The organism is Paraflavitalea speifideaquila (genome assembly GCF_032395985.1).
GTDB classification, from domain to species: domain Bacteria; phylum Bacteroidota; class Bacteroidia; order Chitinophagales; family Chitinophagaceae; genus Paraflavitalea; species Paraflavitalea speifideaquila.
In genome coordinates this window covers 1,465,837-1,478,047 of record NZ_CP135920.1, presented here as the reverse complement: position 1 = coordinate 1,478,047, position 12,211 = coordinate 1,465,837, and the positions used below count along the sequence as shown (strand labels likewise).

The window sequence follows — 12,211 nt, the reverse complement described above, 5'->3', positions numbered from 1 at the left end:
TTGCTTTTGAGAGTTGGCACAAGTACCCTACCGCACCAATCTACCCTGCCTACTTGCGCCAGTTAATGTAAAAGCGATCAACTGCGCTATCGGCTTCCACCGGCTATGGCCGGTACGATGCTGATCACGGTATCTGCTTTTACGGCGGTTTTTTCCTGTTGCAGGTCGCGGATATCGTCATTGCCTACAAAGATGTTGACAAATGAGCGGATCTGCCCTTTATCATCCAGCAGGTGTTTCTTTAGTTCCGGAAAGTTAAGTGTTAATTCGCTAACGGTTTTTCGATGGTATCGGCTTGTATATCCAGCCGGGCGGTGTTATTGGTAAACTTTCGTAATGGTGTTGGGATGATTACTGTTGCCATGGTCGTTGATGTTATTTGTTGTTTAAAAATCGCTGATTATTATGGATTGCACGGATTAGTAGTACCCTGGAGGATAATATGCAAATCACTACTTCCATTTAACTGCCAACCGACAGCTCGATTGCGGCTACGGTTTCCTCCTCAAACTGTGCATCTTCGTTAAGTCTCCAGGATCGTATGGGCCCAATCTTACCTTCCAATACGGAAACGATGATGTAAGAGAAATAGGGCTGGGCCGCTACGCGATCATGTTCAGAAGGAATAGCCGGATGGTTGGGGTGAGAATGGTATACACCCAACAAAAGCAAGTTATTCTCCTCCGCAAACTGTTCGGCCCTTATATAATCGAATGGGGCTATTACAAACCGCCTACGCTTATCACCTTCTTTGGCATTGTTCACTACCTGAATCTGGCTAATGCTCCTATTGCCTTCCGGGTCCTCCTCTCCAAACAGGAACCCGCAACATTCATCGGGGAAAGCCTGTTTCGCATCTTGTAACATTAATTCCTTAGCTACGGGTTGTATGGTTATCATCCTATGATTTTTTTAATTACTTCGCTGTATTTATCTGCATTGTCCGGAAAAACGGTCACTACATTACCGGCTTCCAGTTTTTCGGCCACTTTAATAGCACCCGCCAGGTTGGCGGCGGCGGAAGGGCTAAGCAGCAGGTTTTCATATTTCCACGCCGCCTTCAATACTTCATAGGCTTCTTCGGTACTTACTTCCAGGTTCTCGTCTGCCATTGTGGTATCATAAATAGCAGGCACTACGGCTGTTTCCATATGTTTCCATCCTTCCATACCATGCAAAGGATTGTCGGGATGAAGGGCCGTGAGGTGAATAGCCGGATTTAATTCTTTTAAGCGCCTGCCGGTACCTACAAATGTGCCACTGGTACCCAGGCCGGTTACAAAGTGGGTTATAGCAGGCAGGGCTTCCACTATTTCGAGGGCGGTGGTATGGTAATGGGCCTTCCAGTTATTATCGTTCTTATATTGATCGGCATAAAAGTATTTATCGGGATGGGCAAGAGCCAGTTCTTTAGCAGCAGCCTGTGCGCCATCGGTGCCTTCAAAGCGGGAAGTATATATGATTTGAGCGCCTAATGATGCTAATATTTCTTTGCGCTCCCGGGAAGCATTTTCGGGTAAGCATAGGGTCACCGGAACGTGGAGACTGTTTCCTACGGCTGCATAGGCAATACCGGTATTGCCACTGGTAGCATCCAGTAAGGTGATGTTGCGGGTAAGCTGGCCTTTTCAATAGCGGTCTTGAATATATTATAGCCAGCGCGGGCTTTTACACTGCCCGACAATTGTTTCCATTCCTGTTTGGCATAGATGGTCACCTGGGGTTTTGTAAATAATTGGGTGACCCTGTATAGTGGGGTATTGCCAATTTTACTGCTTAATAAACGGGCACTCTCCAGTAACCTTTCATCAACTTGTATTGTAGTTAGGAATGGCATCGGTTCTGTATTGTTGTTAGTGTTCAACCTGGATTGAACGGTATAGAAAATAAAAAAGCCCCACACGTTGGTGGAGCTTATAATATGTTGAATATTAACTATTCAGTATTTACCAATGGCTATCGCCCACCCCAATAACCCTGGCATGTTGACAACAACAGCAACAACAATTTTTGTATGGGTTATGAAAAGTCATTTGGAGGAAGAACGATTTATGAATACAAATATAAAGGGTTTTCGGTGTAAATTCCTACTACGGATGTAGACTAATTTGTTAAAACTAATTGAGAACACAGAATTCAGAAGACAGAATACAGAATCTCAAACCCGGCAGGGAGGCCCGGATGGCGCCCGGTTACAGGCTTGGAAAGAAGGATTAGGAAAGACAACAACTCCTTACTAATTAATTAGCTACAACTGTAATAGCCGAAAAAGCTGTCTTTAGCATCGAGATAGCTATCCGCAAGAAGTGGGTGCAGTGATTTAGGGCGGTTGCTTACATTTGATGGATGAACACTTTGCTGATTTCAAGCCCTCGCTGTTTAGTTTTGAAGAATGTTTGTGGTTCCTGAACCGCAATTACGACGACTGTTTGCATCATATTGAGCCGGGACGTTTGGTTAAAGCAATCGCTATTAATGGAGAAAACATTGCCTTCTCGTTACAGGAAGATGGGCAGCACCTGGTGGTTGAATGTATTCATGGCGGGCAGGAGGTGGCCAGCCAGCAAGCACTGATGGAATATATTAGGGACTGGTTTGACCTGGAGCGGGATATTGGGCCTTTTACAAGTTGCTGCAAAAGAATAAAACGCTGGGCTATATGACCCGGGACTTTAAGGGGTTCCGCCTGATCGGCATTCATGACCTGTATGAAGCCTTGTGCTGGAGTATCATTGGTCAACAGATCAACCTCAACTTTGCCTATACGCTCAAACGCAGGCTGGTAGAAACATACGGTCAAAAACTGGCAGTAAAGGGGCAATCGCTTTATATCTTCCCCGAGCCAGCAGTATTGCAACACGCCAGTATTGAAGACCTAAGGCGGCAGCAATTTTCGGTACGAAAAGCCGAATACTTATTATTGGTATCAAAATGTTTGCCGAAGGTGAGATCAGCAAAAGATTGTTGCAGGAGCTCGCTTCGTATGAAGAACAGGTAAAATTGCTCACAGGGATCCGGGGCATTGGGATATGGACAGCTAATTATGCGCTGATGAAAACGCTCAAACAATTGCAGGCGATCCCTTATGGAGATGCAGGGCTTTTAAATGCCTTACTGAATCATCAGTTAATAAAGGATAAAAAGGATACGGTGGGCATTGACGAGTTGTTCGGTGGTTTTAAAGGATGGGAAAGCTACCTGGTATTTTATTTATGGCGCAGCCTGTCAGCAGGCAGTCGTGAATCGTGAATCAGGAGTCGGCAATGGCAATATTTTGTGTCGAGTGGATTGGTCATCGCCCATAGGAATGAAAAAGGAAAGGGGCCTGGCGGCCCCTCTCTTGTGAAGAAATATTTTTTATTCTATTCTTTATCTCTTATAATGAGTTCTACGCGTCGGTTCAGCCAGGCATTGGCAGGGGTGTTTTCGGCTACTGGATATTCTTTACCATAATAGCTTACGATCATGCGTTCGGCCGGTACGCCCCTACTGTTCATATAATCGAAGGCCATCTGTGCCCTTCGCATAGAAAGGTAGTTATTGTATTCGGTAGAACCCACATTATCGGTATAGCCCTTAATTTCTACTACTTTCTTCGGATCACGTTTCAATTGAGCTATTGCCTTATCTACAGTAGCAAATGCCCTTGAGGTAAGTGAATAATCTTTATAGTAGAAATAGGTGATGAATTTGATAGCGGGTTTGCCATTGATGGTATCCACCTGGAAGTCGATCAGGTCAAATGCCTGTGGTGTCTTTCCTCCTGCCAGGGAATCGCCATAATCAGCCTTGCCGTTCTCGCGTCCCTGCCAATCGTTGGCATTGCCATTGTTGGGCAGTCCATTCGGGTTGGCATTGACGCCTCCATTCGGATTACCATTGGCGCCACCATTTGGATTGCCGTTGGTTCCATTATTGCCAGCCCGGGCATTGAGCAAGGAATCTACATTGACATTGATATAGAAGTTATTGACAACTGATTGTCCATTGGCCTTGCTGGTATCGGTAGCTTTTTTGGCCAGGGCTTCCTGTGCTTTTTGGGCCGAATCGGCGGCTGCAGCGGCTGCAGCTTTATCTTTATCGGCTTTTTCTTCTTCTTATTATTAATAGCCAGATACATGCCAACGGAATACACCAGGGTGTTGGAAATATTCTTACTGATGGAATAACCATAAGCGGCCTGGCCCATGATCATGATCTTTTTTGGAATTAAACTTTAATCCAACGCCCAAGGGAGCACTGGTATAAGAAGAATCATTGATGAGGTTATTAATACCCGCCGAAATAAAAGGTTGGAGGCGGTAACGGTGGGTTAACAGGTGATAATACAAAGTTGCGTTGAGCAAATTATAAGTTTTGGCCTCGGTTGTGCTGATCAACTTTTCTTTGCTGGTAACATGTCCGTAAGCAAGACCAATATCTACGCTAAAGGATACCCGCCCTGCAATATTCTTATAGGCGGATGCCGCAAAGGATGCATTGATCTTATCCATGATGGGCAATTCATTGGCATTGCTGAGGTAACCATGTTTATTTTTCTCCAGCATTCCGAATTCCTGTATCTGGAATTTACAGAGGGGTGATATGAACCATCTGTTGTCCCATTCTCTTTCAACCTCCTGTGCCAGGGTGGCTTTTGCGGCCAGCACCAGGCACACGGCCAAACAGATTATTACCTTTTTCATTGGTTATTGATTTTTCAAGGGTTATAACATAGTTACGAGTATGTTAGAAATCCAATCTTACGGCTAGCTCTAATCCATTGCGTTTTATTCCTGAAGCATTGATCCCTGATATATTGATGTCATAGGATATTCCAAGTATCAGCTTCATGTATCTTAATTCTAAATTGGGCACGAGGGCATCTTCGTAACGATAACCCAAACCAAAACCAACTGCTGTGCCTGGCATTTGTTTAATGGGGGTGGAATAGGTTCCATTAAAGAAATGTTTATACGCTCTCCCCTGCCAGTTCATCGAGGCAAAGAAACCCACCTCGTCATCATCCTGCCCGGGCGCAAACCTATACCCTCCCTGTACGCCAATAGCTTGTGAAAGCCGGAAGGTTTTGGTTTTGGCCTGGTCGGTAAAAGGCTTATTCAAATGCATGACGGATACACCCAGGTACCATTTATTAAACGCTGAATTATTAAAAACAGAGATACCGGCGTTCATATTAAAATATCCATAGGACCAGCCGGCCGCCATCCGGTCATTACTGGCCATCCCTTCAATGGGGCCATATTTGTCATATTGGTCGGCAAAAAGGGAGCCGCCATTGATGTTGAGGTTACTTTGGTAATAAACGCCCTGGAATCCAATCGCGGCATAGGTTTCATTGGCCCCAATAGGAACCGCATAAGAAATACCCAGTAATCCCAGGGTATTGTTCAGGATGCCCTGGTTCGATTTATCTGAGGCAGCCCCCGCACTGGCGCTGAAATAACCTCCACTATTGGCCGCTTCTTTCTTAGCTTTCGATAGCAAGGGCATATCTACCATCGCGCTGATGCTGTTATAGGCAATGATGCCGCCATATTGCACGTTGCGATAGTTTAGTTTTAAACTATTCTGTTTATCGGTTTTCAGGGATTGGTTGTACCAAACCGCCATGTCCTGCACCCGGGAAAAATTTATTTCCTGGGCCTGGGCGATCCCTGCCAATAAAACACCGCATAGTAGTAACCAAATCGTTTTCATTTGGCCGTGGTTTTAAATTGTATATCGGATAATAACTTCATGAACGAATTACTAATCGGTTCTTATCTCACCAGGGATATCATGCCCCGGCGGGTAATCTTCTTTTTGTCTTTATCAAGTCCTTCGGCAATCCATAGATAGGTTTCCACAGGTTGCAAAACACCTTTGAACCTTCCATCCCAACCCACATTGGGGTCTTTGGTAGTAAATACCAGGTTGCCCCAACGGTTATAGATATTGAAATAATGGAAGGTGGTAATGCCTACTACAATGGGCTTTACAATATCGTTTGTACCATCATTGTTGGGGGTGAAGACCTTGGGAACATAAATATCAATCGGCACAAAACGCAGTTTAGCCGGACTACCATGGAGGATCTGCTTATCACCCACCTTGGCAGTAACCTGTACAGGGCCTGCTGTTTTACTGGCCAACAAGATGGTGGCATCGCCATTGGCATCTGTGAGCACAGGCTGTATGGTTAATACGGTAGCATCGCCAGACTCAATTCTAAAGAATACTTCTTTTTGGTATAGAGGTATCCCTGTAGCATCTACTATATGCGCTTTCACGCTATTGGTTTCAACACCATCAGCAATGGCATCATTGGCCACTACGATGAGTTTGGTATCGGGTGCAGTGACATCCGGATCGGTAACAAATACCACTTTTGCAGGACTGCCAAAGGTGATTGGAAGGCCATTTACGGTTGCGGTAATTTCTACTGTATCCCCTACGGTACTGGTCAGTCTAATGATGGCGTCGCCATTGGCATCAGTAATAACAGGGTTGGTTTCCACAAAACTGGCAATACCATTGGCGATGGTAAATACAACACTAGCCTTGGGCACCTTATTGCCATGAGCATCTACAATATGGGCTTTCACGCTATTGGTGGCTTTTCCATCGGCCTGGGCATGGTTTTTAACAACAATCAACTCGGTAGCAGGCTTGGATGGATCGGGATCTCCTGGCACAAAAGTTAAAGGAGCCGGGCTGCCAAATGTGATGGTTTCACCATTGACTGTAGCAGTGATGGTTATATTTCCGGCTACGGTACTGTGAAGGGTAATTACAGCATCGCCATTGGCATCGGTCAACAGGGGATTTGTTTCTACTATGGTTGCGGCTCCTGAAGCCAGTGTAAATACGATACTGGCATTTGCTACAGGACGGCCGGCAGCATCTACTATATGAGCCAACACGCTGTTGAGGGCTATTCCATTGGCCACCACGCTGTCGATCTTCACAATGAGTTCTGTTGCAGGTTTCGTTATATCCGGCGGACCGACCACAAAGGTCACAGTCTCGGTGGTTCCACCACTTACAGCGGGAATGGAAGCGCCATTCACAGTAGCTGAGATCTCTACGGTACCCACATCAGGGCTCTTGATGTACATAATGGCATCGCCATTGGCATCGGTATTGATGATATTATCGCCATCAGGATCAACCAGGGTTGCTCCACCAGCAGTACCACCGGCAATGGTAAACTTAACAGGTGCATTCGGCACAGGGTTGCCATTAGCATCGGCAATATGGGCCTTCACACTATTGAGGGCGGTATTATCGGCTACTCTTTTATCGTCCAGCTTACTCAACACGGTGGCAGGGTTGCCTGTGCTGGGTGCATCGGCTACAAAAGTGACAGTAACGGTCAATCCACCTGTCGCGTTTTTAATGGGTGAGCCATTCACACTGGCCGACATATCCACGGTACCGGTCTTGAGACTCTTCAGGTACATGATGGCATCACCATTGGCATCGGTATTAATGATGTTATCACCATCGGGATCGATCAGGGTAGCTGAACCACCGGCTGTTCCACCAGCGATGGTAAACTGAACAGGCGCATTGGGTACCGGGTTACCATTGGCATCCACCACATGTACTTTCACACTATTGAGGGCGATATTGTTGGCTACTCTATTATCATCCAGGGGACTCAACAAAGTAGCAGGATTACCAGTATTGGGTACATCGGCCACAAAAGTTACGGTTTCAATAGTACCGCCGCTCATGGCAGGAATGGGAGAACCATTCACGGTAGCAGACATATCGACGGTGCCAGCCTTGGGGCTCTTGATGTACATGATGGCAATGCCATTGGCATCGGTATTGATGATATTATCACCATCGGGGTCGATCAGGGTAGCTGAACCACCGGCAGAACCGCCAGCAATGGTGAATTGAACAGGAGCATTGGGTACAGGGTTGCCATTGGCATCGGCAATAGTGACCTTCACGCTGTTGAGGGCGGCATTATCGGCCACACGCATATCATCCAGGGTGACCAACACGGTGCCTGGATTACCTGTACTTGGGTTATCGGCCACAAAAGTGACGGTCACTGTTAATCCACCAGTCGCATTTTTAATGGGAGAGCCATTCACGCTGGCCGACATATCCACGGTACCGGTCTTGGGGCTCTTCAGGTATATGATGGCATCGCCATTGGCATCGGTATTGATGATATTATCGCCATCGGGGTCAACGAGGGTGGCAGAACCACCGGCTGTACCACCAGCAATGGCAAACTTAACAGGCGCATTTGGCACGGGATTGCCATTGGCATCGACTATATGGGCTTTTACGCTGTTGAGGGCGGTATTATTGGCCACCCTATTATCATCCAGGGGCTCAACAAGGTAGCCGGATTACCGGTGCTTGGGGCATCTACCACAAAGGTTACAGTAACGGTCAATCCACCAGTTGCATTCTTAATGGGTGATCCGTTCACACTGGCCGACATATCAACGGTACCGGCCTTGGGGCTTTTCAGGTACATGATGGCATCGCCATTGGCATCGGTATTAATAATATTATCACCATCGGGGTCAACTAGGGTGGCTGAACCACCGGCAGTACCACCAGCAATGGTAAATTTAACAGGTGCATTTGGTACGGGGTTGCCATTGGCATCGACTATATGTGCTTTTACGCTGTTAAGGGCGGCATTATCAGCTACTCTATTATCATCCAATGGGCTCAATAAGGTAGCAGGGTTACCGGTACTAGGCGCATCGGCTACAAAGGTGACGGTTACTGCAAATCCACCAGTAGCATTCTTAATAGGAGCGCCATTCACGCTGGCCGACATATCCACGGTACCTGCCTTGGGGCTCTTCAGGTACATGATGGCATCGCCATTGGCATCGGTATTAATGATATTATCACCATCGGGGTCAACGAGGGTGGCAGAACCACCGGCTGTACCACCAGCAATGGCAAACTTAACAGGGGCATTGGCTACCGGGTTACCATTGGCATCAACTATATGAGCTTTTACACTGTTGAGGGCAGTATTATCAGCTACTCTATTATCATCCAGGGCACTCAACACGGTAGCAGGATTACCAGTACTAGGTGCATCGGCCACAAAGGTGACGGTTACAGTTGTTCCGCCAGTGGCATTTTTAATGGGTGAGCCATTCACACTGGCCGACATATCCACAGTACCAGCCTTGGGACTCTTCAGGTACATGATGGCATCACCATTGGCATCGGTCATTATAATATTATCACCATCAGGATCGATCAGGGTGGCTGAACCACCGGCTGATCCACCAGCAATGGTAAACTTAACAGGTGCATTTGGTACGGGATTGCCAAGGACATCGGCAATATGGGCCTTCACGCTGTTGAGGGCGGCATTATCGGCTACGCGGTTATCATCCAGTTTACTTAACAGTGTAGCAGGATTGCCTGTATTGGGCACGCCGGCCACAAAAGTGACGGCAACGGTAAATCCACCAGTAGCATTCTTAATGGGGAGCCATTCACGCTGGCCGACATATCCACGGTACCTGCCTTGGGGCTCTTCAGGTACATGATGGCATCACCATTGGCATCGGTATTAATGATATTATCACCATCGGGGTCAACGAGTGTGGCAGAACCACCGGCTGTTCCACCAGCAATGGCAAACTTAACAGGCGCATTCGGTACCGGGTTGCCATTGGCATCAACAACATGGGCTTTCACGCTATTGAGGGCAGTATTATCAGCTACGCGGTTATTATCCAGCGGGCTCAACACGGTACCAAGATTACCCGTACTAGGTGCATCGGCCACAAAGGTGACGGTTACAGTAGTTCCGCCAGTGGCATTTTTAATGGGCGCACTATTTACAGTTGCCGACATATCAACGGTACCTGCCTTGGGGCTTTTCAGGTACATGATGGCATCACCATTGGCATCGGTCAATATAATATTATCACCATCAGGATCGATCAGGGTGGCTGAACCACCGGCTGATCCACCAGCAATGGTAAACTTAACAGGCGCATTTGGTACGGGATTGCCAAGGACATCGGCAATATGGACCTTCACGCTGTTGAGGGCGGCATTATCGGCCACCCGGTTATCATCCAGTGGACTCAACAGTGTAGCAGGATTACCAGTATTGGGCACACCGGCCACAAAGGTGACGGTAACGGTAAAACCACCGCCATCAGCAGGAATGGGTGCGCCATTGACTGATGCGGAAATAATCACGGTACCCGCCTTGGGGCTTTTCAGGAACATGGTAACATCACCTTTGGCATCGGTGTTCAGGGTATTGTCGCCATCAGGATCGATCAGGGTGGCTGAAGCACCAGCAGTACCACCTGCTATGGTAAACTTAACAGGCGCATTTTTTACGGGGTTACCATTGGCATCGACTACATGAACCTTCACGCTGTTGAGGGCTGTATTATTGGCAACGCTGCCGTCAATACCTTTACTCAATTTGGTAGCAGGATTACCTGTGCTAGGCGCATCAGCTATAAACCATACTTTAGCCGGACTACCAAAAACGATATCTACTCCTTCTACTTTAGCTACAATCTTAACCGTATCGGCAACGGTACTGGCTATATCAATGGATACAAGGCCGCTCGGGTTGGTTTTTTGGTGGTTATACCAATTAACCGGCCGACGCCCTGATAAATGAAGAATTCTACATTAGCAAGATTTACGGCATTACCGTATTGATCTCTGATGCGGGCTGTAACCTGGTTGGTAGCAATATCGTTGGCAATAGCGCCATTACCTGTTACAAGCAATCCTGTAAATGTATTGGTTACATCTGGCGGACCGGCAGTGAAAGATATTCCTATAAAATTAGCAATGAGGTTACCATTTACGGAAGCCCGGACCCTTACATTACCGGCTACTGTACTCACAAATGTCATAATAGCATCGCCATTGACATCGGTAGGCACAGGATTTGTAATTGCAAAGGAGGCTGTGCCCGTTTCAATAATAAAGGTAACGTTGGTGCCAGGCACAGGATTACCGTTGGCATCTACTATGTGTGCTCTTACGCTATTGGTAGCAATACCATCGGCACGTGCCAAATTAGTACCTAGAAATAATTTGGTGGCCGGATTACCAGTCTGCGGAACATCGGCTACAAAGGTTACCCTGACCGGATTATTGAAAATGAATGGTACTCCATTTACTGTAGCCGAGATCCTGGACTTTCCAGCTACTTTACTGATCAATTCAATATCAACATTCCCATTGGCATCTGTAACGCCAGAGAATTTATTGTTTTTAAATTTAGCCAACCCTGAATCGATGGTAAATACGATGTCTTGCCCTGCAACCGGGTGACCATAATCATCGGTAACATGGGCGCGAAGTGGATTTACATCCACTTCGTCGGCGGTCGCTAAATCATCTAGTTTAATAATTTCTGTTGAAGCAACATTCACAGCAGGCGGGCCTGCTTTAAAGTGGGTAGACTCTGCACGGCCGCCTTCTAAAAAGCCAGCGGTAAGTCTTGCCCTGATCAATACGTCTCCCACCACCGCGCTCGGAAACTGCAAAAAGGCATCTCCATTAGAATCTGTTGGATATCCGGGCATTAATCCCCGGAGGAAGAAACAAAAAATACGATAACACCGGGCACAGGAATTCCATCCTTGTCTACTATATGTGCTTTTACGATATTCTGGTCATTGCCATCGGCAATGGAGCTGTCTTTTACTTTGGATATTTTGGTATCCGGGTGTGTTAGATCTGGTGCTCCCGGCAAAAGGCCCGGACCGGGTTCAAATGCTGATACGCTTGTGTGGAAACCAAGGGAACACACAAGTATACAGAACAACATCGTCAATAATTTCTTACAACGAGTTTCCCTTAATGAAAATAAAGGGTGAATAAATCCTGATGTAGAAGCCATACGGTATAGAGTTTATTCAATAATCGAAATCTATTACCATGCTCAACCGCTCTGGGGCGGAAGAACCACGAGTGTCGTTACCGGTATTACCGGTAAGTAATGATTAGGTTATTGACTACAGGGATGAAATGATACATAGATTACTTCCTGCCATAGATGAACCAGCGCTGTACAGCGTGGAGCAACTCCTGCTATACATACCAGTTTCTGGACAGTTAAGTATCGCCCGGTGAAATGGAGGCTGTAATTGCCTGGATAGTGTAGGGGTTAGTGTCATAGTATTGGTTTTAAATTGTCTTTTAAACGGTTTTAGGATCGATATTGGATTTATTGTTCAAA

General features: G+C 46.6%; 16 protein-coding genes. 3 read left to right on the top strand and 13 right to left on the bottom strand.

The window, feature by feature from the left end; all coding sequences use genetic code 11:
* Positions 1 to 86: 86 nt before the first annotated feature.
* The 5 genes from RS881_RS59270 to RS881_RS10405 form a co-directional block, all read right to left on the bottom strand.
* Positions 87 to 212: a MoaD/ThiS family protein gene (locus tag RS881_RS59270; protein WP_350340205.1), complete on the bottom strand. Its 126-nt coding sequence runs from the start codon at positions 210 to 212 to the stop codon at positions 87 to 89.
* A gap of 50 nt (positions 213 to 262) precedes the next feature.
* Positions 263 to 364, bottom strand: coding sequence for a ubiquitin family protein (locus RS881_RS62250; protein WP_484557620.1), 102 nt, complete (start codon positions 362 to 364; stop codon positions 263 to 265).
* A 98-nt stretch (positions 365 to 462) separates the two neighbouring features.
* Positions 463 to 900, bottom strand: a complete 438-nt coding sequence (locus RS881_RS10415; RefSeq protein ID WP_315821023.1) for a M67 family metallopeptidase — start codon at positions 898 to 900, stop codon at positions 463 to 465.
* Positions 897 to 1,571 (bottom strand): PLP-dependent cysteine synthase family protein, encoded by a 675-nt coding sequence (locus RS881_RS10410; RefSeq protein WP_315824422.1) that lies wholly within the window; start codon positions 1,569 to 1,571, stop codon positions 897 to 899. The genes RS881_RS10415 and RS881_RS10410 overlap by 4 nt, the downstream gene beginning before the upstream one ends.
* On the bottom strand, positions 1,553 to 1,837 hold the full coding sequence (locus tag RS881_RS10405; RefSeq protein ID WP_315821022.1) for a hypothetical protein: 285 nt from the start codon (positions 1,835 to 1,837) through the stop codon (positions 1,553 to 1,555). The genes RS881_RS10410 and RS881_RS10405 overlap by 19 nt, the downstream gene beginning before the upstream one ends.
* A gap of 505 nt (positions 1,838 to 2,342) precedes the next feature.
* Between RS881_RS10405 and RS881_RS10400 the strand changes: the two genes are divergently transcribed.
* From RS881_RS10400 to RS881_RS10390, 3 genes are read left to right on the top strand one after another with little or no spacing between them, the layout of a single operon-like run.
* On the top strand, positions 2,343 to 2,663 hold the full coding sequence (locus RS881_RS10400; RefSeq protein WP_315821021.1) for a hypothetical protein: 321 nt from the start codon (positions 2,343 to 2,345) through the stop codon (positions 2,661 to 2,663).
* A complete protein-coding gene (locus RS881_RS10395; RefSeq protein ID WP_315821020.1) occupies positions 2,660 to 2,998 on the top strand; it encodes a DNA-3-methyladenine glycosylase family protein in 339 nt (112 codons plus the stop codon). Before RS881_RS10400 ends, RS881_RS10395 begins: the two co-directional genes overlap by 4 nt.
* Positions 2,932 to 3,249, top strand: coding sequence for a DNA glycosylase family protein (locus RS881_RS10390; protein ID WP_315825056.1), 318 nt, complete (start codon positions 2,932 to 2,934; stop codon positions 3,247 to 3,249). The genes RS881_RS10395 and RS881_RS10390 overlap by 67 nt, the downstream gene beginning before the upstream one ends.
* Before the next feature lie 113 nt (positions 3,250 to 3,362).
* Here the strand turns inward: RS881_RS10390 and RS881_RS10385 are convergent, their stop codons facing one another.
* The 8 genes from RS881_RS10385 to RS881_RS10350 form a co-directional block, all read right to left on the bottom strand.
* On the bottom strand, positions 3,363 to 3,938 hold the full coding sequence (locus RS881_RS10385; RefSeq protein ID WP_315821019.1) for an OmpA family protein: 576 nt from the start codon (positions 3,936 to 3,938) through the stop codon (positions 3,363 to 3,365).
* A 216-nt stretch (positions 3,939 to 4,154) separates the two neighbouring features.
* The gene (locus RS881_RS10380) at positions 4,155 to 4,685 is read right to left on the bottom strand and encodes a hypothetical protein (protein ID WP_315821018.1); all 531 of its coding nucleotides are present in this window, start codon (positions 4,683 to 4,685) and stop codon (positions 4,155 to 4,157) included.
* A gap of 43 nt (positions 4,686 to 4,728) precedes the next feature.
* The gene (locus tag RS881_RS10375; protein WP_315821017.1) at positions 4,729 to 5,700 is read right to left on the bottom strand and encodes a type IX secretion system membrane protein PorP/SprF; all 972 of its coding nucleotides are present in this window, start codon (positions 5,698 to 5,700) and stop codon (positions 4,729 to 4,731) included.
* Between the two features lie 62 nt (positions 5,701 to 5,762).
* On the bottom strand, positions 5,763 to 8,321 hold the full coding sequence (locus RS881_RS10370; RefSeq protein ID WP_315821016.1) for an Ig-like domain-containing protein: 2,559 nt from the start codon (positions 8,319 to 8,321) through the stop codon (positions 5,763 to 5,765).
* Positions 8,291 to 9,427: an Ig-like domain-containing protein gene (locus RS881_RS10365; protein WP_315821015.1), complete on the bottom strand. Its 1,137-nt coding sequence runs from the start codon at positions 9,425 to 9,427 to the stop codon at positions 8,291 to 8,293. The genes RS881_RS10370 and RS881_RS10365 overlap by 31 nt, the downstream gene beginning before the upstream one ends.
* Positions 9,385 to 10,431, bottom strand: coding sequence for an Ig-like domain-containing protein (locus RS881_RS10360; RefSeq protein WP_315821014.1), 1,047 nt, complete (start codon positions 10,429 to 10,431; stop codon positions 9,385 to 9,387). The genes RS881_RS10365 and RS881_RS10360 overlap by 43 nt, the downstream gene beginning before the upstream one ends.
* Positions 10,432 to 10,556: 125 nt before the next feature.
* Positions 10,557 to 11,516, bottom strand: a complete 960-nt coding sequence (locus RS881_RS10355; protein ID WP_315821013.1) for an Ig-like domain-containing protein — start codon at positions 11,514 to 11,516, stop codon at positions 10,557 to 10,559.
* Between the two features lie 38 nt (positions 11,517 to 11,554).
* Entirely contained in the window at positions 11,555 to 11,725 is a 171-nt protein-coding gene (locus RS881_RS10350; protein WP_315821012.1) for an Ig-like domain-containing protein, read from the bottom strand.
* Between the last annotated feature and the right edge of the window lie 486 nt (positions 11,726 to 12,211).

Excerpts from the sequence above, each read along its gene's own strand:
- RS881_RS10405 (WP_315821022.1), bottom strand. The coding sequence starts at position 1,837 with ATGCCATTCCTAACTACAATACAAGTTGATGAAAGGTTACTGGAGAGT.
- RS881_RS10415 (WP_315821023.1), bottom strand. The coding sequence starts at position 900 with ATGATAACCATACAACCCGTAGCTAAGGAATTAATGTTACAAGATGCG.
- RS881_RS10375 (WP_315821017.1), bottom strand. The coding sequence starts at position 5,700 with ATGAAAACGATTTGGTTACTACTATGCGGTGTTTTATTGGCAGGGATC.
- RS881_RS10400 (WP_315821021.1), top strand. The coding sequence starts at position 2,343 with ATGGATGAACACTTTGCTGATTTCAAGCCCTCGCTGTTTAGTTTTGAA.
- RS881_RS62250 (WP_484557620.1), bottom strand. The coding sequence starts at position 364 with ATGGCAACAGTAATCATCCCAACACCATTACGAAAGTTTACCAATAAC.
- RS881_RS10380 (WP_315821018.1), bottom strand. The coding sequence starts at position 4,685 with ATGAAAAAGGTAATAATCTGTTTGGCCGTGTGCCTGGTGCTGGCCGCA.
- RS881_RS10390 (WP_315825056.1), top strand. The coding sequence starts at position 2,932 with ATGTTTGCCGAAGGTGAGATCAGCAAAAGATTGTTGCAGGAGCTCGCT.
- RS881_RS10395 (WP_315821020.1), top strand. The coding sequence starts at position 2,660 with ATGACCCGGGACTTTAAGGGGTTCCGCCTGATCGGCATTCATGACCTG.